24 protein-coding genes are annotated in these 24,640 nt (G+C 54.6%); 11 read left to right on the top strand and 13 right to left on the bottom strand.

The features are described from left to right. The first annotated feature begins 2 nt into the window (after nt 1-2). Together yjiL and ACFX4O_RS14225 are read left to right on the top strand one after the other, a co-directional pair. On the top strand, nt 3-767 hold the full coding sequence (gene yjiL, locus ACFX4O_RS14230; RefSeq protein WP_380208972.1) for a putative 2-hydroxyacyl-CoA dehydratase activator YjiL: 765 nt from the start codon (nt 3-5) through the stop codon (nt 765-767). Beyond that, nucleotides 767-1,003: a DUF3343 domain-containing protein gene (locus ACFX4O_RS14225; RefSeq protein WP_380208971.1), complete on the top strand. Its 237-nt coding sequence runs from the start codon at nt 767-769 to the stop codon at nt 1,001-1,003. The genes yjiL and ACFX4O_RS14225 overlap by 1 nt, the downstream gene beginning before the upstream one ends. An 86-nt stretch (nt 1,004-1,089) precedes the next feature. On the opposite strand, the gene ACFX4O_RS14220 is transcribed toward ACFX4O_RS14225, so the two are convergent. The 7 genes from ACFX4O_RS14220 to ACFX4O_RS14190 all read right to left on the bottom strand — a co-directional run bounded on the left by ACFX4O_RS14220 (nt 1,090) and on the right by ACFX4O_RS14190 (nt 6,309). Continuing rightward, entirely contained in the window at nt 1,090-2,157 is a 1,068-nt protein-coding gene (locus ACFX4O_RS14220; protein ID WP_380208969.1) for a DUF2955 domain-containing protein, read from the bottom strand. Further along, on the bottom strand, nt 2,147-3,214 hold the full coding sequence (locus tag ACFX4O_RS14215; protein WP_380209223.1) for an HlyD family secretion protein: 1,068 nt from the start codon (nt 3,212-3,214) through the stop codon (nt 2,147-2,149). Before ACFX4O_RS14215 ends, ACFX4O_RS14220 begins: the two co-directional genes overlap by 11 nt. 4 nt (nt 3,215-3,218) lie before the next feature. Continuing rightward, nucleotides 3,219-3,686, bottom strand: a complete 468-nt coding sequence (locus ACFX4O_RS14210; RefSeq protein ID WP_380208968.1) for a MarR family transcriptional regulator — start codon at nt 3,684-3,686, stop codon at nt 3,219-3,221. A gap of 93 nt (nt 3,687-3,779) precedes the next feature. Beyond that, nucleotides 3,780-4,196, bottom strand: a complete 417-nt coding sequence (locus tag ACFX4O_RS14205; RefSeq protein WP_380208966.1) for a FosA family fosfomycin resistance glutathione transferase — start codon at nt 4,194-4,196, stop codon at nt 3,780-3,782. A gap of 78 nt (nt 4,197-4,274) precedes the next feature. Then, nucleotides 4,275-5,324: a DUF1176 domain-containing protein gene (locus ACFX4O_RS14200; protein WP_380208964.1), complete on the bottom strand. Its 1,050-nt coding sequence runs from the start codon at nt 5,322-5,324 to the stop codon at nt 4,275-4,277. 126 nt (nt 5,325-5,450) lie between these two features. Next, a complete protein-coding gene (locus tag ACFX4O_RS14195) occupies nt 5,451-6,044 on the bottom strand; it encodes an ATP-dependent Clp protease proteolytic subunit (protein ID WP_380209221.1) in 594 nt (197 codons plus the stop codon). Nucleotides 6,045-6,147: 103 nt separating this feature from the next. Further along, nucleotides 6,148-6,309, bottom strand: a complete 162-nt coding sequence (locus tag ACFX4O_RS14190; protein ID WP_131412744.1) for a DUF1127 domain-containing protein — start codon at nt 6,307-6,309, stop codon at nt 6,148-6,150. A 175-nt stretch (nt 6,310-6,484) separates the two neighbouring features. Between ACFX4O_RS14190 and ACFX4O_RS14185 the strand changes: the two genes are divergently transcribed. After that, nucleotides 6,485-7,900 carry a PLP-dependent aminotransferase family protein gene (locus tag ACFX4O_RS14185; protein WP_200553251.1) on the top strand — a complete coding sequence of 472 codons (1,416 nt, stop codon included), beginning with the start codon at nt 6,485-6,487 and terminating at the stop codon, nt 7,898-7,900. 2 nt (nt 7,901-7,902) lie between these two features. Here ACFX4O_RS14185 and ACFX4O_RS14180 read toward each other — a convergent pair whose 3' ends face one another. Both ACFX4O_RS14180 and ACFX4O_RS14175 read right to left on the bottom strand, forming a co-directional pair. After that, on the bottom strand, nt 7,903-8,361 hold the full coding sequence (locus tag ACFX4O_RS14180; RefSeq protein ID WP_235855265.1) for a C40 family peptidase: 459 nt from the start codon (nt 8,359-8,361) through the stop codon (nt 7,903-7,905). Between the two features lie 195 nt (nt 8,362-8,556). Further along, nucleotides 8,557-9,267: a FliA/WhiG family RNA polymerase sigma factor gene (locus ACFX4O_RS14175; protein ID WP_380208961.1), complete on the bottom strand. Its 711-nt coding sequence runs from the start codon at nt 9,265-9,267 to the stop codon at nt 8,557-8,559. 402 nt (nt 9,268-9,669) lie between these two features. On the opposite strand from ACFX4O_RS14175, the gene ACFX4O_RS14170 reads away from it, so the two are divergent. Together ACFX4O_RS14170 and ACFX4O_RS14165 are read left to right on the top strand one after the other, a co-directional pair. Beyond that, nucleotides 9,670-10,551 carry a transcriptional regulator gene (locus tag ACFX4O_RS14170; protein ID WP_380208960.1) on the top strand — a complete coding sequence of 294 codons (882 nt, stop codon included), beginning with the start codon at nt 9,670-9,672 and terminating at the stop codon, nt 10,549-10,551. Continuing rightward, nucleotides 10,523-10,993: a hypothetical protein gene (locus ACFX4O_RS14165; RefSeq protein WP_380208958.1), complete on the top strand. Its 471-nt coding sequence runs from the start codon at nt 10,523-10,525 to the stop codon at nt 10,991-10,993. The genes ACFX4O_RS14170 and ACFX4O_RS14165 overlap by 29 nt, the downstream gene beginning before the upstream one ends. Here the strand turns inward: ACFX4O_RS14165 and ACFX4O_RS14160 are convergent. Beyond that, a complete protein-coding gene (locus ACFX4O_RS14160; RefSeq protein ID WP_380208956.1) occupies nt 10,947-11,636 on the bottom strand; it encodes a hypothetical protein in 690 nt (229 codons plus the stop codon). The genes ACFX4O_RS14165 and ACFX4O_RS14160 overlap by 47 nt on opposite strands. A 326-nt stretch (nt 11,637-11,962) precedes the next feature. Between ACFX4O_RS14160 and murQ the strand changes: the two genes are divergently transcribed. Together murQ and murP are read left to right on the top strand one after the other, a co-directional pair. Then, complete coding sequence (murQ, locus tag ACFX4O_RS14155) at nt 11,963-12,874, top strand: N-acetylmuramic acid 6-phosphate etherase (RefSeq protein WP_380209219.1); 912 nt, start codon at nt 11,963-11,965, stop codon at nt 12,872-12,874. Beyond that, on the top strand, nt 12,874-14,313 hold the full coding sequence (gene murP, locus ACFX4O_RS14150; RefSeq protein WP_380208954.1) for a PTS N-acetylmuramic acid transporter subunit IIBC: 1,440 nt from the start codon (nt 12,874-12,876) through the stop codon (nt 14,311-14,313). The genes murQ and murP overlap by 1 nt, the downstream gene beginning before the upstream one ends. 42 nt (nt 14,314-14,355) lie before the next feature. Here murP and ACFX4O_RS14145 read toward each other — a convergent pair whose 3' ends face one another. The 3 genes from ACFX4O_RS14145 to ACFX4O_RS14135 all read right to left on the bottom strand — a co-directional run bounded on the left by ACFX4O_RS14145 (nt 14,356) and on the right by ACFX4O_RS14135 (nt 18,580). Further along, complete coding sequence (locus ACFX4O_RS14145; RefSeq protein WP_380208952.1) at nt 14,356-16,449, bottom strand: TonB-dependent siderophore receptor; 2,094 nt, start codon at nt 16,447-16,449, stop codon at nt 14,356-14,358. A gap of 143 nt (nt 16,450-16,592) precedes the next feature. After that, complete coding sequence (locus tag ACFX4O_RS14140; protein WP_380208950.1) at nt 16,593-17,543, bottom strand: helix-turn-helix domain-containing protein; 951 nt, start codon at nt 17,541-17,543, stop codon at nt 16,593-16,595. A gap of 116 nt (nt 17,544-17,659) precedes the next feature. Then, nucleotides 17,660-18,580 (bottom strand): LysR family transcriptional regulator, encoded by a 921-nt coding sequence (locus ACFX4O_RS14135; protein WP_380208948.1) that lies wholly within the window; start codon nt 18,578-18,580, stop codon nt 17,660-17,662. Between the two features lie 87 nt (nt 18,581-18,667). Between ACFX4O_RS14135 and ACFX4O_RS14130 the strand changes: the two genes are divergently transcribed. The 4 genes from ACFX4O_RS14130 (at nt 18,668) to ACFX4O_RS14115 (ending at nt 24,640) form a co-directional block, all read left to right on the top strand. Then, a complete protein-coding gene (locus ACFX4O_RS14130) occupies nt 18,668-19,453 on the top strand; it encodes an NAD(P)H-dependent oxidoreductase (RefSeq protein ID WP_380208946.1) in 786 nt (261 codons plus the stop codon). 264 nt (nt 19,454-19,717) lie between these two features. Then, a complete protein-coding gene (locus tag ACFX4O_RS14125; RefSeq protein WP_380208945.1) occupies nt 19,718-20,296 on the top strand; it encodes a TetR/AcrR family transcriptional regulator in 579 nt (192 codons plus the stop codon). A 115-nt stretch (nt 20,297-20,411) separates the two neighbouring features. Next, the gene (locus ACFX4O_RS14120) at nt 20,412-21,533 is read left to right on the top strand and encodes an efflux RND transporter periplasmic adaptor subunit (protein WP_380208943.1); all 1,122 of its coding nucleotides are present in this window, start codon (nt 20,412-20,414) and stop codon (nt 21,531-21,533) included. Beyond that, complete coding sequence (locus ACFX4O_RS14115; protein ID WP_380208941.1) at nt 21,533-24,640, top strand: efflux RND transporter permease subunit; 3,108 nt, start codon at nt 21,533-21,535, stop codon at nt 24,638-24,640. The genes ACFX4O_RS14120 and ACFX4O_RS14115 overlap by 1 nt, the downstream gene beginning before the upstream one ends.

The following is a 24,640-nucleotide window of genomic DNA, read 5'->3' as shown; positions in this document are numbered from 1 at the left end:
GCGTGACGTTTACCGTGGGTATTGATTCCGGTTCGACCACCACCAAAGGCATTTTGCTCGAAGGCGAGACGATTGTGCGGCGCTTCCTGTGCCCGACCTCGTTTCGCCCGGCGACATCGATTGTCGACGCGTGGGAAACGCTGCGCGCAGGGCTCGATGAAAAACCCTTTCTGACACTGACCGGTTACGGGCGGCAACTGGTCGATTTCGCTGATAAACAGGTCACCGAAATCTCCTGCCACGGTCTTGGCGCACGGTTGTTGCTCGCGCAAACACGCACGGTGATCGACATTGGCGGGCAGGACAGCAAAGTGATCGCGCTGGATGAACAGGGCAATCTCACCGATTTCCTGATGAATGACAAATGCGCCGCCGGAACCGGGCGTTTTCTGGACGTTATCTCCCGCACGTTGGGTACGCAGGTGGAACATCTGGACACCATTACTGAAGGCGTGGAGCCGCATCCGCTAACCAGCATGTGTACGGTGTTTGCCGAATCCGAAGTCATCAGCCTGCGCTCGGCAGGCATCGCGCCGGAAGCGATTCTCGCCGGGGTGATCAACGCCATGGCACGACGCAGCGCGCATTTTATCTCGCGGCTTTCCACGCAAGGGCCGTTGCTGTTTACCGGCGGTGTCAGCCACTGCGCTACCTTTCGCCGCATGCTGGCCGGGCATCTTGCCAGCGATGTTTTTACGCATGACGACGCCCAGTACGCCGGCGCGCTGGGTGCGGCGTTGATCGGTCAGCGGCAGGGGAAACGCTAATGGCGGAATATGTATTGCTGTTCCACACCACGCCCGGCGTGCTGCAAACGCGCAAAGCGATGCAGTCGGCGGGGATCACTTTTCGTGTGCAGGATATTCCGCGCCAGCTCAAAGGCGGCTGCGGGTTATGCATCCGTTTTCACAGCGAAGCGGAAGCGGTCAAGCAGTGGATGATGCCGCATGTCACAGAGGCGATTTATCGCTGTGACGGTGACGAATTCACGCGAGTGGGATAATGAGTCGGTGCCTTATCAGGCCAGGAAAATCGCTGCTGCTCACTGTTTAAGCCCGATAAACACCGAGTTTTCGGGCTTATTCCTGCTTACTGCTCCTCAATCACAAACCGTGTGGCTTCGAAGCGATTCAAAATCAGATGTACCAGATAGATCATCGTTAAGGTCGCCAGCAGCGCCACCGTCACGGAAACAATGCGGTAGAGATCGCTGAACACCAAATCCGTGTCCGGATGCAGGTTCTGACCAAACATGATGCCGATGGTGGTCACACTGGCAAAACCGACGCCGGCGCCGACTTTCTCCATCACGTGCAATCGCGCGCTGAACGCCAGTCCAAGGCCAATCAGCGGCATCATCAGCAACATATGGCTGCTGTGGTTATAGAGGATCAACTGCACCAGCAGGATATACAGGCAGGCGAGTATCACACCGACCACGCGCCACACCGAGCTCATTACCGCGCCGCGATAATGCATCGGGAACAGGATCAAGATCCCGGCCATCAGTGCTGATAACGAATCGCTCAGATCGCTCAGTTGAAAAACCACAAAAATCATTGTCGCTACAGTGCCGGAGAGCAGCGATTCGTGGCGCACGCGCGCGGCGTTTTTCTCGATCATCGGCGGACGGGTGCGCGGCTCGACATCCGGGATCAGATAGTTCATCAGCGCACTCAGCGCTACTGCCATAATGCTGGCTTCGATATTGGAAAACAGCAGCGTGTGCCAGTCGCTGGAAGGGTAACTCATAAAGTTGAGCATCGTGCTCTGGCAAACCACGCCTGCCGAACCAAACAGAAATAGCGCACCTTTGCTCATAAAGCGAAAACGCATCACGTACAGCGCAAATACCACCAGCGTCATAATCAGCGGCCAACGCGACAAATAGCCGATGATAAACACCATTTCGATGCAGTTAATCACCGCGCTAAAGATGAACTGTTTCGCCACATGACGGTTAAACACCGGTACCAGCGATAAAAGCATCACCGGGTAAACCACGTAAAACACGCCGTACTGCGTGTTATAAAAACTCGACACGCTAAGCGCTATCATCCCGGCAAAGACGATGCGCAGCGTCTGGCGAAAGTCATTCGCCGTGTAAACGATATTGCCGTGAGGCGTGAAAACCCGCGCCAGCGTATTAATAGACATAGTGGAGCAGGCTAACGAGGTGGATTTGCAGGCCCGAGAAGAAACGCGCAAACAGGCCTTCGCTGTTATACAACTGCACCGTGGCGCGCGCGCCGGTTGGCAACTGTTTCGGCAACGGTTCATCCAGCGCGACGTGGATGCGCATACGCTGCGCGTCACGCACCCAGCGGTTAGAGGTTTGCGGCTCAGAAAGCTCGCCGTTCACCGCCTGTTGCCCGGCCAGTACCCCGGCATCGCTGCTGGTGACATGCGCCTTGAACACATGACCCGGCAGCGCATCAAACACCACCGCCGCATCGGTGCCAACGCGCGTATGGCGCAGGCTCTTCTCACGGAAATCCGCCACGATATCGGTTTTATCGTGCACCAGCGCCAGTGCGGCTGTACCGGTCGCGGCATAAAATCCGGGGCTTAATTGCAGATTGCTGACCACGCCATCAGCCTCTGCGTGAACCTGTGTCCAGTTCAGGTTCAGTTGCGCCTGTTGCAGGGCATTGCGGTATTTTTGCAGCGTCACGTTGCGGGCATCATCGCGATCGCCGCGCTCAACATTCAGCGCATCAATTGAGGCACTCAGATTGTTCACCGACTGCACGCTGCTCTGCCAGGTGGTGCGCACTTTATCAAGGTCGGACTGCGAAACATTGTGCATCGCACTCAGGTTCTGGTAGCGCTCAAAGGTTACCCGATCATTTTGCGCAGTAAGCTGCGCCGTCTTCAGGCGGGCCTGCGCGGCAACGATTTGTGCATCCAGTTGTTGATTGGTGAGCTTTGCTTGTGCCAGCGCGATTTGCGCGGCTTCCACCTGGTTGTTAAACGGCGTGGCATCCAGTTCGAACAGCAAATCGCCCTTCTTCACCAGACTGTTGTTCTGCACGAACACTTGCGCGACATAGCCGGAAACGCGGGCGGAAACCGGTGTGACCACGCGCATGACGGTGGAGTCCGGCGTCAGCGGGATCCAGATATCGGCAACGATAAAATAGACAAACATCAGCAGGAAAGAGGCAATACTCACCCTTACCCAGCGGGCAAACTTTTGTTCTGGCGTCATGATTTTCTTATTCGGTGTTGTTGTCTTCTTCGCGCATCACACGCAAATTACAGGCGATTTGATTCAATGTGTCGCTAAAGGCGTGCAGATCCGCTGGCGGAATATTTCCCGCAGCCCGCGCCTGGCAGGTTTCAATCACTTGCGTGATTTTGCCCAGCATACGCGTCCCCTCGGCGGTGAGCGCCAGCAGGCGAATGCGCTTGTCGTACGGCGATGTCGTACGCACAATCAGCCGCTGGTTTTCCAGCTGTGTCAGCGTGCGCATTAGCGGCGGCAACTCAATGCCCTGCACTTCCGCCAGTTCACTGACGGAGACGTTATCCCCTAACTGATGAAGCTGCATCAGCACCGTCCAGCCGGACTGCGTGATGCCTGTATCGCTCAATGCGTAATCGATAGTCGCGCGCCACTGGCGCACAACCATCGCCATACGCATACCCAGCGGTCGACGGGCGAACAGTTCATCTTCAGTCATCGCGATCCCCTCATTTCACAGGCGGGGTACGATAATAGTTATCAGGGTAAGTATCAAGAAACGAGGATAACAAAGAGCATGGATTGCGAAAGCCTAGTCAAAAAATTCCATCCCTTTGTACGGTTTCTCACGACATGCAGCCAGCCGCTGGGCAAGGTTGCTGACATGCGCTTCGAGCTTGTGCCCGTCGGGATCGAGGAAGTACCAGGAGTCGCCTTCGCTGGTGTTCGCTTTCCAGCTCACCACGCCAGCCTGTTCAAGGCGAGTGACAAAGCGTACTAAATCACGCGCATCAATACTGAACGCATAATGGGTATAGTCACTTTGTGTTGGCGGTACATACTGGCGCTGTGCGTCGACCGATAAACAAAGCCACAACTCACCGCAGGCGAGATAAGCGCCGTTATCCCAGCGCGCATGGAGCTTTAGGCCAAGAAGGAGGTGATAAAAATCGATGCTGCGGGCAAGGTCGCTAACCGCCAGGGTCAGGTGGTTGAGGCTGCTTAACATGCGTTGTACTCCGGCCTGAAAAAGGGAAAACACTGCACCTGGCAAAAGCGCTAAATGCAGTGTTTATCGGACTGCGAATTACTTCGCCTCTTTCACTTCCGAGACGAATTCCGGCAGATCCCAGGTGCCGCCTGCGCGCACATAGCGGCACATGCCAGAGGTGGATTCGCTGCTCTTACGGAAGGTTTCACCATCCCAGACCCACTCTGCCGAAGCCCAGCAGTCGCCAATGCCGCGACCACGCTGGCCCAAAGAGATCACGCCATCGCTGTAATCAGAGGCGGAGTTAGTAATAAATTGCGGCGTCCCTTTCAGCGCTTTATCCACCACCCAGTAGCCGTAACCTTCGTTGTACGCCCCGCGCCAGCAAAGGGTGGAGATCAGCGCATGTTTGCTATCCAGCGGCGTCAGGGTAATGTCGTTATCACCGTCGATAACCGGTTCCTGCGGGGAGACAAGACGATCGCACTCATTACCGCTGGTGAGCGCCGCCAGCAAACGCGGTTTCAGCGCTGCGGTTTCGGCCTTCGTGAGCGTGCGATCTTCACCGCCTTTCACTTCCACCGCCTGAATCACCGGCGCGGCAACCGCAGGGGTCACCGAACTTTCCGCTTTATCGCCCTTTTTACTCAGCGCACCAGGTGTGCCAACGCGCCCTTGCACATCATCAAATTTCAGTAACACGGCATATGCGCCGTCGCCGGAAAGAACAAACGGTTTCGCACCGCCTTTGAATTCGACCTTACCGCTACCTTTCACAGCATCGATCATGCTGCGGGCCTGCGCATCGGATAAGCGCCAGCTGTCGTTATCTTCGGTGGAGATCTCCCCCTGTGATTTGCCATCGATCCACAGGCTTAGTTTTGCCTGTTGCGTGGTTTCATCGGCGTCCATTTCCGCCAGCACCACATCAACAGTCACAGGCGTCTCTGGCCCGGCTTTTCGCGTGATCAACACCGAACCAGCGGCTTCTTCCTCCGCGCTGTAACCTGCGGCGCGACAGGTCAGGGTATTGTCGCAAACCACTTCCCAGTCTTTATGGTCAAACGAGACGCCGCTTTGCTCCGCCAGCACGGGCGCACTTAGCGTTGCTGTCATCACCAGCGCCGCTTTGATACTGCTTTTCATGCCATCACTCCGTAATGAGAAATGCGCACAGTGTGCAGAAATTATGTGTCAGGGAGAAGTGTATTTTGGCGGGCGTGAAGAGAAAAAAGGCGAGAAAAAATTCTCGCCTCAAGATAGCTAGCAAACTTAATCCAGGTTCAGCTCACCGTAGGATTTCACTACGCGGGAAACGATGCCGTAATCAATGGCTTCTTTGGTATTCATCCAGTAGTTGCGGTCGGTATCCTGTTTCACTTTTTCCACCGGCTGGCCAGTCGCTTCAGCGATCATGCGGTTAACGCGCTCCAGTGTGCGGATGATCTCTTTCGCTTCGATTTCAATGTCGCTTGCCTGGCCGCGAACGCCGCCCAGCGGTTGATGGATCATAAAGCGGGTGTTCGGCAGCGAATAACGGTGCTCTTTTTTAGCCGCCAGCAAGATGGTGATCCCGGCGCTTGCCACCCAACCGGTGCCAATGATGTGCACTTCCGGGGTGATGAACTTAATCATGTCATGAATGGTATCCGCCGCTTCAACATGACCGCCCTGGCTGTTGAGATAGATCTTAATAGGCGCATCGCTGATACCCTGCAACAGCAGCAACTGAGTGACGACTTTCTCTGTCAGCGCCTGGTTTATCTCACCGGAAATAATGATCGAGCGGGCATCCAACAGTTTTTGCTGCATCAGCTGCGAGACGTTACCGGTCTCTTTCTCTTTTTTCTCGTCGTCTTCGTTCATAAAATGCATGGGCTTTCTCCCCTTCAGGTTGTGGAGCTAAGCATAGCCCAACGCAGGTTAGGCGGAAATAACAAGATGTTATCTCCGCGCGTTATCGCACTTATCACAGTTCACTGCGGCGTAATCCCAGGTCTTTTAGCTGCTCGTCGCTTAACGCACGCAGCAACCGCCGCGTTTTCACACGTTCATGTAACCGTTGCAGTTTGCGCCAGAGTAAAACAAACCCAGAAAATGGGCGTTGGGGTCGATTTTCAAAAAATTCCATGCTGCTCTCCTCGCCTGAAAAGAGCTCTATCTTCGCCGTTCTCACCCATGACAATACAGATTCAGAAATCACTTTTCTTTAACATACAGATCGCTTAAAACTACGTCTGAATCGCGAATTTCACGCTAATCTGTACTGGTTTTTAAATCTGTATGGTGAATTTTAAGGATACAGTATGACACGCTACCAACATCTGGCCACGTTGCTGGCAGAACGTATTGAACAGGGACTGTATCGCCACGGCGAGAAACTGCCATCGGTGCGCAGCCTGAGCCAGGAGCACGGAGTAAGTATCAGCACCGTGCAACAGGCTTACCAGGTGTTGGAAAACCTGCAACTGATAACGCCCCAGCCGCGTTCCGGTTACTTTGTCGCGCCACGCAAGGCAAAGCCGCCCGTGCCGGCGATGTCGCGCCCGGTACAGCGGCCGGTGGAGGTCACGCAGTGGGATGAAGTGCTAACGCTGCTGGATGCCCGTACCGATAAAGCAATTGCTGCGTTTGGTGGCGGTGCGCCAGATATCACCCAGCCCACGCTTAAACCGCTGTGGCGCGAGATGAGCCGCATCGCCCAACACCAGGTGATGGATGCGTTAAGCTACGACACGCTGCCGGGTCGCCGTGAATTGCGCGAGCAAATTGCCCGGCTGATGCTGGATGGCGGCGCATCGGTCAGCGCCGATGATATTGTCATCGCCAGCGGTTGCCATCCGGCGCTGGCGCTCGCCTTGCTGGCGGTATGCCAGCCGGGGGATATTGTCGCTGTAGAATCCCCTTCGTATTACGGCACGATGCAGTTGCTGCGTGGTTTAGATATTAAAGCCATTGAGATCCCGACCGATCCCGAAACCGGCATCAGCGTGGAAGCCCTGGAGCTGGCGCTGGAACAGTGGCCGATCAAAGGGGTAATTCTGGTGCCGAACTGCAATAACCCGCTCGGGTTTATCATGCCGGATGCGCGGAAAAAGGCCGTGCTGGCACTGGCGCAGCGCCACGACATCGTGATTTTTGAAGACGATATTTACGGCGAGCTGGCCGCAGAATACCCGCGACCGAGTACCATAAAATCTTATGATATTGATGGCCGCGTGCTGCTGTGCAGCTCTATCACCAAAACCGTGGCACCGGGTCTGCGCGTCGGCTGGATTGCGCCGGGACGTTATCTGGATCGGGTATTACATAAAAAATACGCTGCCATCGGCACCAATGTGCCGGGTACACAACTGGCAGTCGCGGCGTTTATTCGCGACGGGCACTATCATCGGCATGTGCGACGCATGCGCCAGGTTTATCAGCAGCAACTGGAAACTTACACCTGCTGGGTGCGCCAGTATTTTCCCTGCGGCATTTGCGTAACGCGCCCGCAAGGCGGTTATTTACTGTGGGTCGAGTTGCCGGAAACTGTCGATATGGTCTGTGTTTCCCGCGCACTGTGCCGCCTGAAAATCCAGATTGCGCCCGGATCGTTATTTTCAGCGTCTGGCAAGTACCGTAACTGCCTGCGGCTGAATTGCGCCCTGCCGCTGACCGACGCTAATCGCGAAGTTATTAAGCAGTTGGGCGAGGCAATTCATAACGCGCTGGAAGCATGAATTCAGAGCACGCGTTTGCCTGTCAGAATACGACGCGCGCCGAGGTAGTGATCCTGCCAGTAGTCATCAAGAAAATGACTAATACGGATATTCAACCCGGTGCGCGGCGCTTCGATAAAGCGGTTATTCCCCAGGTAGACGCCGACATGATCGACCTGACCGCGTAATTTGCTGCGAAAGAACAACAAATCCCCCTGGCGTAAGTTCGCGGTTCTTACCCGCATCAAACGTTTGTCATGAAACATGCCTTTGGTGGTGCGGGGTAATTTATTATTCAGCACTTTGTTGTAGGCATAAAACACCAGCCCACTACAGTCGAAACCGCGCGTCGGCGAGACACCACCAAAGACATAAGGTTTACCCAACTGTTTTTTAAGGTGATGCACAACTTTGTCAACTTTTGACTTAGGCGTTGCCGCGAGTGTCTCTTCACGGGTGATCTTGCGCTGTTCGGCAAGCATCGTTGGCGCCTGTGTACGGCTAACCGGTTTAGACTGCACACAACCGGTCAGGAACACAGAAAGCAAAATAAGAAAAAAAAGCCCCAAAAACCCGCGGAGCACACTCTGCTTGGGGGCAACGATGGATGATACAGTTAAATATTTCACAACATTAATATTAATAAAAATAAAGGGTTAGAAATTTAAATACTTTTTTCATTCCTTAGCGGAAGAAGAAATGTACTCATTCGTCAAAAACGCCCGTAACTTTTGCACCATCACTTTATTAAGCTGACAAACACGGGCTTCTGTCAGTCCGAGAATTGAGGCAATCTCTTTCAGGCTTAATTCATGGTGGTAATACAGCTCCAGAATCCTCTGTTCACGCGGCGTCAGGTTGGCTATTGCACTTTTTAATGCGCGGCTGTTCAGCACGTCATCCTCAAGCGGGCGGCTTTCCAGCGCGTGGGCGTGGACATCGTTATCCAGGCTCTCCAGCTCACTGGCGGAGTCGAGCAATAAATAGTGCTGGTACTCCTCGGGTGTAATAGAAAGTCGTGCGCTTAATTCATTAAAATTCGGCATATAACCGAGTTCGCGCACCAGCTCACGAATAGCATCGTTGAGTTTGTGCATTTTTTGGCGGCACCGGCGTGGACGCCAGTCCTGCTGGCGTAGCTCGTCAAGTATTGCCCCACGAATGCGCTGAGCAGCGTAACCAGCAAATTTCGCATCCGGCTGTCCATAACGGCGCAATGAAAAGAGCAATCCGGTCAGCGCGACCTGACACATATCGTCTTTATCCATTACACTGCTGGTCTGCCAGGTGAATTGTTTCATCACTTTATGCACCAGCGGCAAGTAATCGCGGATATAGCGCGCTTCATCAATAAACGTTATCGTTTCAGTGGAAATTACACTCATCATTATTAAACAGCGCACACCAGATTTATTAAATAAAAACAGCCGTATGCTGCCTTTGCATTTTCTGCGTTGCCATTTCTCATTAGTTCAATGGATAAAAGGATTAATTAAATAGACAACAATAAATTAACATCAAACAACTACAACAGTTGGTACGGCACGGTTGCCCGCCTTATCTGGTGCAAAAAGATACACCACATCCCCTATTCTTAATCCCCCGAAAAGCGGCAATTAATGAATTTGCATATAATTCACCTATCGCACAGTAGTATTATTAATATCTCATATGGAATGATTACAGAGGCTAGAAGATTTGCTCACGCGCCTTCATGTTAATTAATTCTCAATTACTTTTAACAACCTTAATAATCGCTTGTTCCAGGATGGAGCTACTCGAAATTCGTCATGAAAAAAAATTGTTGTGCTATTAACAATTGGTTAATTGATTTGCCTTCCGGCTCAATTATTCATTTAGTCACCGAAGAACATAAGCGGCTGGGCGCGTATCAGCTCAAATTGCTGGATCTGCTGCAACAGAACCCGGGTAAGGTTTTTACGCGCGAAGAGTTGACCAACCAGGTCTGGGAGGGGCGGGTCATCGGCAATAATAGCCTGCCAAATGCAATTCACGCGCTGCGCGCAGCACTGGAAGATGACGGCAAACAGCAACGCATTATTCGTACCGTGCCTAAGCGGGGCTACGTGCTGGATGCAGAATATTGCCAGCAGGTTGAAAGCCCACAGGAAGATATTTCGTTAGACAATGAGAAATCCCTCACAGAGGCGAACACAACCCATACGCTGCCCTCTTCTGATGTGACTCATAAAACACCTGAACAATCAACGCGCTATCGCCGTGGAATCATCGTCTCGCTATTACTGGTTGTCGCGCTTTTTATCGCCTTTATCGTTTATTTCACAGCCGGTCGCAGTCAGCTCATAAAACCTGAAGAACTGGCGAAAAATGAGTACAGCAATATTCGTCTGTATACGCTCGTTGAGACGGGTGAGCGTCTGCAAGATCAAGCCACCGTCTACAATCGGCTCAAGGACACCTATTACCTTTTAAATGAGCAGATAAAAAAGGAATCTATCAACCTGAGCATCTATTCGCGCAGTGATAACCAAACGCTGAACCTCACCCTGCGCTTACACAGCACCTGTGGGCAGAATATTCTGGCGATGCAGATCTATCACTGGCGGGCAAATTTGGCTTCACTTAATGAATTGATACTTAATGAAACACGGAGAAAACTCGATGAAATGGCACCTTGCAAAACCGCGTAAGTCCGAGGTGCTACTGATGCTCGCAGTACTGATTGTCGCTGCCTGCAGCTATTTTTGGCATCGTTCGCAACCCGCATTAAAACCGGGTAGTAACATGACGCAGCAATTTGGTTTTTACGATTTGCCCCAGCAGCAAAAAGAGCTTTATGACGTCCAGTTCTCCACGGTTGGAGAGACGATTATTAGCCATGTCAGCAGTCCGAATAACCCTCAGTTCAGGTTAAAAGGGAGTTTCGTGCAGAAAAACCAGGCGGGCGAGAAACGCATTTTTACCTACACACCTGTTCATTTCGTACCCTCGCCGGACACCCCATTGCTTGCCAGCAACATCGATTTATTGATGCATTCACAAGTGCGTATGCAACAACTTTGGCCAGATGGCGTGCCGATGGTCACTATGCAAAACGGTATGATCTTTCTCTACCCGCTGGACGATAAGTAGGGAACGGCGTTGGGTTGTTATCACACCAACTGACCATGCCCGGATTCACCGCCAACCAGCAATGTTTCCCCATTAATAATGGCCAAATATCATTGAGGCTGGCGGCATGTTCTATCGCACGATGGTAAGCATTTAATAACACTGGGTAATAGCTGCCGTTAACGGCATATGCCGCAGCGCTATCCGCGTGATGCACACGCGCAACACCGGGTATCGCCAGCAGCGGCGAGAAATGCTGGTAATGCCCGCCCAGCAGCAAGGCATGCCAGTCCAGCCGATTAAGGCTGGCAAAGATATGATTCACCTGCGCAAACAGCCTTTCATCCTGCACCAGCTGAAACCCGGCATTAAACAGCAGGATATTGCGCCACCCTTGCCGTTGCGCTTCGCTCAATACCATGCACTGTGTCTGTAATTCAGCCAGTCTGCCATCACCCCCCGTCGCTCTGGCAACAGGCCAGAGTTGTTCAGCACTTACACCTGCCTGGCTTAGCACAGCACATTGCGCACCGAGCAATGCTTTCTCCTGCACATCAAAGAGCACTGCTACCTTTGCAAAGCTGCGCCACTGTAAAGTGCAACGCAACGACAGCTGCGGGCTCTGCCAGAGAGGGAAAGTAGCGACGGAATTCAACTTATGCATTGCATCATCCTTGCAGATAACAAGCGTCATAATGGTATGGGTGACTGACCACAGAGTGATAAAGCCGGTGGGTCTTTTAACGCAGACAAGATGAAAAGTCCCATCAATCAATGACATTAAATAATTAAGTCTTAGAAAACATGCCCGTAAGTAAAATCTGTCTGGAATATTTCCGCATGAACGGCGTCACATTTCTGGCGTAATAAGCAGATAAGAATAAATTATTCTTATTAAACATTTCATGAGTAATATATTATTCCTTACTGGGTGCCTGAGCCATTGTGCAGCAGGCAAAGAACAGTGAAACCGAGTTGAGCGAAACGTTGATGAACATTGATCTCTCCAGACTGACTACCGAAGGCCGCAATACCGCCAGCGCTGACATTGACATGCTTGATACCGAAGCGATGTTGAGAGTTATCAACCGTGAAGATCAAAAAGTGGCATTGGCGGTGGAAAAAACGATCCCGGCTATCACGCTGGCGGTGGACGCCATTGTCGCGGCTTTCCAGAAAGGTGGGCGCTTGATTTACTGCGGCGCAGGCACATCCGGGCGGCTTGGGATCCTTGATGCCAGCGAGTGCCCGCCAACCTATGGTACGCCGCGCGAGCAGGTGGTTGGCTTGATAGCTGGCGGCCATCGTGCCATTTTGCAGGCGGTAGAAAATGCCGAAGACAGCCTGACGCTCGGTGTCGACGATCTTAAGGCACTCAATTTTAACGCGAACGACATCCTGGTCGGTATCGCAGCCAGCGGCCGCACCCCGTATGTCATTGCGGCAATGCAATATGCCCAAAAACTCGGTGCGACCACCGTCGCACTGACCTGTAACGCGGGCAGCGAAATGGCGCAAATCGCCGATATCGCCATCGTGCCGGTGGTAGGCGCGGAAGTTGTCACCGGCTCGTCGCGGATGAAAGCCGGAACGGCGCAGAAACTGGTGCTGAACATGCTGACCACCGGCGCGATGATCCGCAGCGGCAAAGTGTACGGCAACTTAATGGTCGATGTGGAAGCCACCAACCAGAAGCTGGTGCAGCGGCAAATTAACATTGTGATGGAAGCGACCGATTGCGACAGCGCCACCGCAACCCAGGCACTACAGGCTTGTGATGGGCATTGTAAAACCGCCATCGTCATGGTGTTAGGTGGGCTGAGCGCTGAACAGGCAGCACGCCTGTTAGCCGATAACGGTGGGTTTATTCGCCAGGCACTGGCTAACGCGGGAGTCAAATAATGGCCAAAATCAGCGAGCAGTTTATTGCCTCGATCCTGCAACTGGTGGGCGGCAAAGAGAATATTAACACCTGCGGCAACTGCATGACCCGGCTGCGCCTGACGTTAAACAACGATGCGCTGGTGGATAACGCCGGACTCAAAGCGCTGCCCGGCGTTCTCGGCGTGGTAAACAGCGACGATCAGTTGCAAATCATCGTTGGCCCCGGCAAAGCGCAAACGGCGGCAGAAATGATGAGCGCGATGACAGGCGGCGTCAGCGCGTCTGTGGAAACGGCGTCGCTGAAAAGTATCGCCAGCGATACCAAACAGCAGATGAAAGCGAAACAGACCAGCGGGGTGCACCAGTTTCTGGCGAAATTCTCTACTATTTTTACGCCACTGATCCCCGGTTTTATCGCCGCCGGGATGCTGCTCGGCTTCGCCACCCTGATTGAGCAAAGTCTGCTCGTCAATGCCGCCGAAAAAAATGCCACGCTGGTGCATGTTGTTGGGTATATGAAAGTTTTCGGCAAAGGGCTGTTCACTTTCCTGCCGATTTTGATTGGCTACAACGCGCAGAAAGCCTTCGGCGGTAGCGGCGTCAATGGCGCAATCATCGCCGCGCTCTTTGTGCTCGGTTACGATCCGAAAGCGACAGTGGGCTATTTTTCCGGCATCGATAACTTTTTCGGTATGGGCATCGATCCGCGCGGCAACATTATTGGCGTGCTGATCGCAGCGATCGTGGGCGCGTGGATCGAGCGGCAGATCCGTAAAATCATGCCGGATAATCTCGACATGATCCTCACCTCGTTGCTGACACTACTGATTACCGGCGCGCTCACCTTCACGGTGATTATGCCGATCGGCGTTGAGCTGTTTAAGGGAATGTCATGGTTGTTCCTGCATCTTAACGGCAACCCGTTCGGCTGTGCCGTGCTGGCCGGGCTGTTCCTGATTGCTGTGGTGTTTGGCGTGCATCAGGGTTTTATTCCGGTCTATTTCGCGTTGATGGACGCGCAGGGTTTTAATTCGCTGTTCCCGATTCTGGCGATGGCGGGCGGCGGCCAGGTGGGCGCGGCACTGGCGCTTTATTTCCGCTCGGCGCAAGAGTCGGTTCTGCGTAATCAGATTCGTGGCGCGATCATTCCTGGCCTGCTCGGTGTCGGTGAACCGTTGATATACGCTGTCACCCTGCCGCGTGTAAAACCGTTTGTCACGGCCTGTATCGGCGGCGCCTGCGGCGGTTTCTTTATTGGCACTTTCGCCTGGTTCGGTTTGCCGGTTGGGTTAAATACCGTGTTCGGCCCTTCTGGCCTGGTGGCGCTGCCGTTGATGACCTCCGGGCAGGGGATCTACACGGGAATGGCGGTCTACGCAGCAGGCGTGGTTGTCGCCTATGTGTGCGGTTTTCTCGCCACCTGGTTCTTTGGTCACAAAAACGTGGATTTGAGTTAATACCCGCGTTCACCCGGCGCAAAGCCGGGTGAACATTGTGCATCAGAAGCGGTACGAGAGGCTGCCGACGATGCTACGTTCCGCACCGAAGTAGCAATAAGAGAGTGAATTACACGCCGCGACATAGCGTTTGTCAGTCAGATTATTGACGTTAACCTGCGCACTCACCCCTTTCAGACCCACATTACTCAGGTCATAACCCACCGCCAGATCGACCAGTGTGTAAGATGGCAGCGTGTGCGTGTTCTGGCGATCGGAGGTGATGCCATTGACATAGCGCACACCGGAACCGACGGTCAGCCCGTTCAGCATCCCCTCTTTTACGTCATAGCTGAGCCACGCGCTGGCCTGGTTACGCGGCGCGTACACCGCACGGTTGCCCTGCTCCTGCGCACTGCTCTTCTTGTAGCGAATATCGTTGTAGGTATAGGCCGCCTGCAAACGCAGGTTGTCCGTCAGTTGCCCCACCGCTTCCAGTTCCACACCTTCGGATTCGATCTCGCCAATGGAACGGTAGGGATCGGTCGGCTCCACTTTGGTGGCGATGTTCTCCTGGTTGATGCGATACACCGACGCGCTATACATCGTTTGCGAGCCTTCCGGCTGGAATTTCAGCCCCGCTTCCCACTGTTTGCCTTTCATCGGTTGCAGGATCTTGCCGTACTCGTCGGTAAAGCTGGTCGGTGTAAACGCGGTCGAGTAGCTGACATACGGCGCAAAACCGCTATCAAACAGATACATCAGCGCCGCGCGGCTGCTGAAGTGGTTCTTATCCAGCGTATCGCTGGTGTCGTTGATCTTGTTGACGTTAGTGATCTTCACCTGATCGTGACGGCCGCCCAGCGTCAGACGCCATCTGTCCAGTGACATCTGATCCTGCGCGTAGATCCCGGTCTGCTCAAGTTTATGTTTTTCACGGCTGTAAACAGCAATAGACAGCGGATCGGCACCATAAACCGGGTGGAAAGCGTCGATTGCCGGGAAGCTGCCGTAAGAGGCGGTGACGTTATTGCTGCGACGCTGATAGTCCACACCGAACAACAAGCGATGGTTAATAACGCCGGTATCAATGCTGCCATCAATCTGGTTATCCAGCGTCACCGCTGAGAGCGATTCATCCGAGCCGGAATAACCCCGATTTAGATCGGTATCGTTCAGCCAACCCGCGGCATACACCTGGTTAAGATCGACTTTGGTGCGCAGGTAGCGCAGTTTCTGACGCACCGACCAACCGCTATCAAACGCGTGCTCAAAATTGTAGCCGACCATATTTTCCCGGCGATCGTATTTGTCGTAATCGTCTTCGCCTTCAAAAAATGTGTTTGAGATTTTCTTGCCCGCGTGCGGCACCACGGTGCCTTCATACGGCAGACCGGAGTGGCTGCCGCCTTCCGGATCGCGATGCAGATAGGCCATCAGCTCCAGGCGCGTTTGATCGGTAATACGCCAGGTCAGGCTCGGCGCGATGGCATAACGCTGCTCTTTCAGATGGTCAAACTGCGAATCCGCATAGCGCGTCATACCGGTTAAACGCACCGCCACGCGGTCGTTATCATCCACCGGGCCGGTGACATCAAACGCCGCGCCGCGCTGGTTGTTGTTTCCGGCGAACAGCTTCACTTCACCGCCGGGATCAAACGACGGTTTGCGCGAATTCAGCGCCACAATGCCGCCTGGCGATGAACGTCCATACAGCACCGATGCCGGGCCGCGCACCACTTCCACGCTATCCAGGAACCACGGATCGATGACCAACGAACTGTGAGAGTTGGTGTCGCCCATCATTTTCAGGCCGTCGAGATAGACGTTATCCAGGCTGCCGTCAGAGAAACCGCGCAGCACGATGTAGTCAAAACGGTTGGATGCGCCGATCTGGTTGCTGTAAACGCCCGGCGTGTAACTCACCGCCTGGCGTACGCTGATTGCGCCCTGCTCTTCATACTGCTGGCGGGTGACAATCGATACCGCCTGCGGTGTTTCGATATCCGGCGTCTCCAGCTTGGTCGCGCCGCTTTGCATTTGTGAAGTCACTACCACGGTATCGTTGCGGGCATTTGTTTCTTGTGCCAGCGCCGTTACGCTCATCCCGCCGGTTATGCAGCCAATCATCAGTGCCAGTCGCGTTTTTGCGAACATGAAAATCTCCAGAAGCCATTATTATTGTAAATAAGAATTATTACCCTTTTGAATTCATCAATAGCTATGCGCAGTGATGATTCACGTATGCAAGATGATAAAAGCGCGCACACATCGGCAACGCGGGTCTACAGAGGGGAAAATCAGGAAGCGCGGATTTCGCTGGGTGCCATGCCGTAGCGGCGGCGAAATGCGGTGGAAAAGTTGGTGGCATGCTGATAACCGGACATCCACGCGGCCTGCTGCACGCTGTAGCCTTCCGCCAGATAGCGACGCGCCAGCTCAAGACGGCAGTCGCGCAGGTAATCAAACACAGATTGGCCATACGCCTGGCGGAATTTCACGCGCAGGCTGCTGGCGCTCATCGCTGCCAACTGCGCCAGTGCTGCCAGGGTGTACTCTTTTTCGGGGTGCTGTTCCAGCAAACGGCGCACGTTTTCCAGCCGCTGCTGCGCGCCACATGGGATTGTGTGGCGTCTCTCCTGCCCTTGCATACGCTGCGACAGCGCGTTACCCAGCAGTTGCAGCATCACCCCTTCCAGCATCAGTTGGCGGGAGAGCGCGGGCAGCGAGGTTTGCTGCGTTTGCTGTAAACCAGACAGTAAAAAGCCCGGCACCTGCCATAAAAAGGTCGGTGCGCCGTGCGCTTCCCACTGTTGCAAAAGTGCGGTGAGGAGCGGCGATTGCCAGCAGCTTGCCGGATCAACGCCAAGTGATAAGGTGCGCAGATGGCAATCCGCCAGATGGCTGGCGTTCATCACCTGGTGTTCGCTCAGGCGCGAGGTAAACGCCATGCCGGAGCGCACAACAAACTCCTCGCCGTTCAGGCGCAGCATCACGCTGCCTTCCAATACCACCAGCATATAGAGCGGGCAACTGTGCAGCGAGGTGGTTTCATAAGGTTGCAAAACGCGAATATCAGAACGGGTAAGATTAATCCCGGAGGAGAGCGTCATCTCTTCGACGTCGCCCTGAATCACAATGCGTTGCGCTTGACTGAAAAGACCGGTTGCCAGCGAGGGGAAGCGGTAATCAATCCCATAACGCTCGCCAAACCCGATAAAGTCTTCAATTGAAAAGTGTCTTTTTTGCATAGACGGCAGCCATCGCTATCTGTCGAACCCTCACCCATGAGCGGGCGAAACGGCCTACACCTTATCATTCGCCCTGATGCGCTTCAATAATGTTGAGAATTATTCTCACATACGCATTAACGAGGGTTAATACTGTCGGCGTTTCCCAACACAGCGAGAACCTGCTGGCGCAGCCATTTATGTCCGGGATCGCGGTGCAACCGCTCATGCCAGAGCATCAGCATATCGAAGCCCGGCAGATCAAGAGGCGGATCAACGACCTGCAACGCGCCAGTGGTAGCAACAAGCCGTTCCGGCAGTACGGCGACCAAATCCGTGCGCGCCAATACATCCAGCATAAACAGGAAGTGCGGCACCGAAAGCACCACATTGCGCGTTAACCCGTGAGCCGCCAGCGCTTCATCCGTTGCCGCCTGAAAACCACCGCCCTCCGGCGAGACAATCACATGCTCCAGTTGGCAGAACTGTTTGAGTGATGGCCGGCGTTTAAGCGCCGGATGGTCTAAACGACCGGCAAGTACGTAGCGTTCAGTAAACAACAACCGCTGATGCAGTGACGCCGGTGCGCCGTCACGTAAATGGAAGAACAGATCGATATCGCCCTGCTCGGCCTGGCGCTTAATTTGACCGGGATTAAGTTCAAACACCGCGAGGCGGCTGGCGGGTGCGTCACGGCGCAGAGTATGCAGCAGCGGCAGCAGTACCGCCGATTCGGTATAGTCAGTCGCCGCAATGCGCCAGGTAACACTGGCACGGGCAGGCTCAAATGCATTGACCGGCGACACTGCGCGCTCCAGCGCTTCCAGCGCCTGGCGTAACGGTTCGCGCAGTTCATCAGCCCGCACTGTCGGCTGCATACCGCGCGGGCCGGGCAACAGCAATGGATCGTCAAAGATCTCCCGCAACCGCGCCAGTTGTACACTCACCGAAGGCTGGGACAGGTTCAGCCGCTGCGCTGCGCGCGTCACATTGTGCTCGCGGAGCAATACATCGAGCGTCAGGAGCAAATTCAGATCCAGGCGGTTGAGATTAATCATGACTATACCTGTGATATCAGCAATTAATTTCTACTATATCTGCGCTTCGCCTACCCTGCAGCTTCAATCTTATTGCCGGGAGTTGTTATGAATGTATTGATCGTTTATGCCCATCCGCAGCCGCATTCGCTGAATGGCGCGCTGAAAGCGTTCGCCGTGCAGCACCTCGAACAAGCAGGCCATCATGTCGAGGTTTCCGACCTGTACGCCATGAAATGGAAAGCACAGCTCGACGCGGACGACAGCCTTGATGCGCCCGTTGGCGACGTTTTCAACCCGTCAGCAGATTCGAAACATGCATTCGAGCAGGGCAGACAATCTGCGGATATTACTGCCGAACAAGCCAAACTGCGCTGGGCCGACGCGGTGATTTTCCAGTTTCCTCTGTGGTGGTTTTCCATGCCCGCCATCATGAAAGGCTGGATCGACCGCGTTTACGCCTGTGGCTTTGCCTACGGTGTGGGCGAACACAGCGACACGCACTGGGGCGATCGCTACGGCGAAGGCAGCCTGGCCGGGAAACGTGCCATGTTGCTGGTCACCGCTGGCGGTTGGGAATCGCACTACAGCCCGCGCGGTATCAACGGACCTATCGACGATATTCTTTTCCCGATCCAGCATGGCATGCTGTTTTACCCGGGTTTTGAGGTGCTGCCGCCACTGGTGATTTACCGCACCAGCCGCGTTGATGAGGCGCGATTTGCTACACACTGTGAAACACTGGCACAGCGGCTGGATACGTTATGGCAGACGCCACCGCTGCCGTTTCGCCAGCAAAACGGCGGGGATTACACTATCCCGTCACTGACGCTGCGCCCTGACATTGCACCGGGCGAAAGTGGGCTGGCTATTCATCAGCAGAGAAAAGAATAAACGCAAAAAAATAACCGGTGCCAATAAGCGGCACCGGTTTTATATATTTGCAACCTATCACAATGTCTTCAAATTAATATCAAATCTCTCCGCTATTATTTCTCGCTGCAATTCTCCACTCTTTTTCATTATTTCTTCATAATGTCAATTTTTGTAAATTGCAATAATTTACGCAGGAAATGCTTACGCGAAAAACATAACTTCGTTTAATCTATCCGCAGTTGAGAACGATCATTCTCAAAATCAATCAGCCGAGGGTTACCGATGCCGCCGAAAACCGCGCAGGAACAACGCCATCAGCAGCGTAAAGATGAGATTATCGCCGCCGCCCGTCGGCGTTTTCGCGTGAGCGGTTTTCACGCCGCCAGCATGTCGCAAATCGCCCTGGAAGCCCAGTTGAGCGTCGGGCAGATCTACCGCTACTTCAGCAGTAAAGACGCCATTATTGAGGAGATTGTTCGCCGTATCATCGACTACCGCATCGCAGAAATGGAAAACAAAGCTGAAACCACGCACCTGCCGGAAGTGCTGGCCTGGCGGCAAACGCTTAGCCCGGATGACGACGCGTTAATGCTGGAGATGTCCGCCGAAGCGACGCGCAACCCGCAGGTTCAGGCGATGATGGTCGAAGCCGACGCCCGCATGTTTAACAATGCCTGCAATCATATGCAAAGCCGACATCCACATTTAAGCGCCGAGCATGTGCGCTGCTGCGTGGAACTGTTGGCAGGCCTGATGGAAGGTGCGACATTGCGCCGTTTAACACCGCAAAAATGCGATCCGGCGCAGTTAAAACAGCTGTACCAGGAAATTATCACGATGATATTCCTGCCAAATAAATAACCCTACAAATATTAATCCGCGCTTATTTCTAACCCTTAGGAAATAAGCGCTAACTCGCCTGCTTCTTATCCTGTTTTAAAAACGGGCAGGCTTCGCTCATGCCAGGAAAATAGTCATGAAGTTAATAACAACAACGTTAATGGCCGCATTCGCGCTGGTTGGATGCGATAACGCCACGCCACCTGCACAACACCCAACCCAGCAAGTTGGCGTCGTCACCCTGAAAAGCCAGCCGCTCGCCGTGACCAGCATGTTAACCGGGCGTACCGCCGCGTCACTTTCCGCGGAGGTGCGACCGCAAGTTGGCGGCATCATTCAAAAACTCTTGTTTACGGAAGGCGATACGGTAAAGGCCGGGCAGGCGCTTTACCAGATCGATCCTTCCAGCTACCGCGCCGCGTTTGATGAAGCCGACGCCGCGCTGAAACAGGCGCAAGCGCTGGTGACGTCCGATTGCCAGAAAGCCACCCGTTACGCGCAACTGGTGAAAGAAGACGGTGTCTCGCGCCAGGACGCAGAGGATGCACAATCCACCTGCGCGCAGGACAAAGCCAGTGTTAGCGCGAAGAAAGCGGCGCTGGAAAGCGCGCGCATCAACCTGAACTGGACCACTGTCACCTCACCGATCAGTGGACGCATTGGCATCTCATCCGTCACGCCTGGCGCGCTGGTCACGGCGGAACAGACCACGGCGCTGGCAACCGTGCGCGGGCTCGACACCATGTATGTCGATCTCACCCGTTCAAGTGTGGATCTGCTGCGCCTGCGCCAACAAGCACTGGCCAGCGACAGCAATACGCTCGCCGTCACGCTGACGCTGGAAGATGGCAGCACCTACAGCGAAAAAGGCCGACTGGCGCTCACCGAAGTAGCGGTTGATGAGTCCACCGGCTCCGTTACGCTGCGCGCGGTGTTCCCGAATCCGCATCAGCAACTGTTGCCGGGGATGTTTGTGCGCGCCCGTGTGGAAGAAGGGGTGATGGCAAACGCGATCCTCGCGCCGCAGCAAGGCATCACACGCGATGCGAAAGGCAATGCCACTGCGCTGGTGGTCAATGCGCAGAATCAGGTTGAGCAGCGCAATATCGAAACCGGCGATACCTATGGCGATAAATGGTTAGTCCTGAAAGGTCTGGAAAACGGCGACAAACTGATCGTCGAAGGTACCGATAAAGTCGCCGCAGGATCCGCCGTGAAAGCCGTTGAAATCTCGCAAGACAACGGAGGAAAAGCCTGATGTTCTCCAGCTTCTTTGTGCGCCGCCCGGTTTTTGCCTGGGTAATCGCGATCCTCATCATGATGGCCGGTATTCTGGCGATCCGCACCTTGCCGGTGGCGCAGTATCCGGATGTTGCGCCACCTGCGATAAAAATCAGCGCGACCTATACCGGCGCCTCGGCGCAGACGCTGGAAAACAGCGTTACCCAGGTGATTGAGCAGCAACTTACCGGGCTGGATAACCTGCTCTATTTCACCTCCACCAGCAGCTCCGATGGCCAGGTGGATATTACCGTCACCTTTGAGCAAGGCACCGACCCGGATACCGCGCAGGTGCAGGTGCAAAACAAAGTGCAGCAGGCGGAGTCCCGCTTACCGACAGAAGTCACCCAATCCGGCGTGACGGTGGTGAAATCCCAGAGTAACTTCCTGCTGATCATGGGGCTGTACGATAAAACCGACCGCGCCACCAGTTCCGACATCGCCGACTGGCTGGTCAGTAACATGCAAGATCCGCTGGCGCGTGTGAACGGTGTCGGGAGTTTGCAGGTATTCGGCGCGGAATACGCAATGCGTATCTGGATGGATCCTGACAAACTCGCCTCGTACTCGCTGATGCCGTCCGATGTACAGACCGCGATTGAAGCGCAAAACGTGCAGGTTTCTGCCGGTAAAATCGGTGCGCTGCCCTCTTCCGGCCAGCAGCAACTCACCGCAACGGTGCGTGCCCAGTCGCGCCTGCAAACCGTGGCGCAGTTCCAGGACATTATCATCAAAAGCGAGAGCAACGGTGCTGTCGTACGGGTGAAAGATGTCGCACGCGTTGAAATGGGCAGTGAAGATTATGTCGCGTCGGCAAAGCTGAACGGCCACCCGGCGGCGGGTCTGGCGGTGATGTTGGCACCCGGCGCGAACGCGCTGGAGACCGCAACACGGGTGAAAGATAAAATCGCCGAGTACCGCCACAGCATGCCGCAGGGTTACGATGTGGCATACCCGAAAGACAGCACCGAATTTATTAAGATCTCGATTGAAGACGTGGTGCAAACGCTGATTGAAGCCATCATTCTGGTGGTCTGCGTGATGTACCTGTTTTTGCAAAATCTCCGCGCGACGCTGATCCCGGCGCTGGCGGTGCCGGTGGTGTTGCTGGGGACATTTGGCGTGCTGTCGCTGTTTGGCTACTCGATAAACACGCTGACGCTGTTTGCCATGGTGCTGGCAATCGGCCTGCTGGTGGATGACGCCATTGTGGTGGTGGAGAACGTCGAGCGCATCATGCGCGACGAAGGCCTGCCCGCCCGCGAAGCGACCATCAAATCGATGGGCGAAATCTCCGGTGCGCTGATCGCTATCGCACTGGTGCTCTCCGCCGTCTTCCTGCCGATGGCATTTTTCGGCGGTTCCACCGGCGTGATTTATCGCCAGTTCTCCGTCACCATTATCTCGGCAATGGCGTTGTCGGTAGTGGTAGCACTGACTTTAACCCCGGCGCTCTGCGGCTCGATAATGCAACACAGCACGCCGCATAAAAAAGGCTTCTTCGGCGCGTTTAACCGCTTTTACACCAACACCGAGCACAAGTATCAGCATGGCGTGTTACGCGTGCTGCGCCGCAATGTCACCGTTATCGGGACTTACGCCGTGCTTTGCGCAGCCATGGCGTTTGTGATGTGGCGACTGCCTGGCAGTTTCCTGCCGACAGAAGACCAGGGCGAAATCATGGTGCAGTTCACCCTGCCTGCCGGGGCGACCGCCACACGTACCGACGCGGTTGCTAACAAAGTAACGAACTGGTTCCTCAACACGGAAAAAGCCAACACCGAGGCTATCTTCACCGTGACCGGTTTTAGCTTTAGCGGCAGCGGGCAGAACGCCGGGATGGCTTTCGTGTCGCTGAAAAACTGGTCACAACGTAAAGGCGAGGAAAATACCGCTCAGGCGATTGCACAACGCGCCAGCCGCGAGTTAAGCAGCATCCGCGACGCCAGCATCTTCGCCATGACGCCGCCTTCGGTGGACGGCCTCGGCCAAAGCAACGGCTTCACCTTCGAATTGCTTGCCAGCGGCAGCACCGACCGCGACCAGTTGCTGAAACTGCGTAACCAGCTGTTGTCGAACGCCAGGCAGAGCAGCGAACTCACCGCTGTGCGCGCCAACGCGCTGCCGGAAACACCGCAATTGCAGGTTGATATCGACAGCAACAAAGCCGTGGCGTTGGGGCTTTCGCTGAGCGATGTCAGCAACACGCTCTCCAGCGCCTGGGGCGGTACCTACGTCAATGACTTTATCGATCGCGGACGCGTGAAAAAGGTCTATATCCAGGGTGAAAGCGATTCCCGCTCGTCGCCTTCGGATCTGAATAAATGGTTTGTGCGCGGCAGCAATAACGACATGACACCGTTCTCTGCCTTCGCCTCTACCCATTGGGAATACGGCCCGGAAACGCTGGTGCGTTATAACGGTTCTGCGGCTTACGAGATCCAGGGCGAGAATGCCAGCGGCTTCAGCTCCGGCGTGGCGATGACCAAAATGGAAAACCTCGCGAACACCTTACCTGCCGGGACAACCTGGGCGTGGAGCGGCTTGTCATTGCAGGAGAAACTCGCCAGCGGCCAGGCCATGAGTCTGTACGCCATTTCAATCATGGTGGTGTTCCTGTGCCTTGCGGCGCTGTATGAAAGCTGGTCTGTGCCAATTTCGGTGATCCTGGTTATCCCGCTCGGTTTGCTGGGCGCGGCGCTGGCGGCATGGATGCGCGGGTTGAGTAACGACGTTTACTTCCAGGTCGCGCTGCTGACCACCATTGGCCTGTCGTCGAAAAACGCCATTCTGATTGTCGAGTTCGCCGAAGCGGCGGTACACCAGGGCAGCTCTTTGCCGCGTGCCGCATTGCGTGCAGCCCGGACTCGCTTGCGCCCGATCATGATGACGTCACTGGCATTTATCGCCGGGGTCACACCGCTGGCCGTCGCCACTGGCGCAGGTGCGAACAGCCGCATCGCTATCGGCACCGGGATCATCGGCGGGACGCTCACCGCGACGCTACTGGCCATCTTCTTTGTTCCCCTGTTCTTTGTGCTGGTGAAAAAACTGTTCACCGGTAAACGCGCACGTCAGGAGTAA

This window comes from Kosakonia sp. YIM B13571 (assembly GCF_042788095.1).
Classification (GTDB): Bacteria; Pseudomonadota; Gammaproteobacteria; order Enterobacterales; family Enterobacteriaceae; genus Kosakonia; species Kosakonia quasisacchari.
Note: the sequence above shows the minus strand (reverse complement) of the source record. Positions and strands in the feature narration are given on the sequence as shown.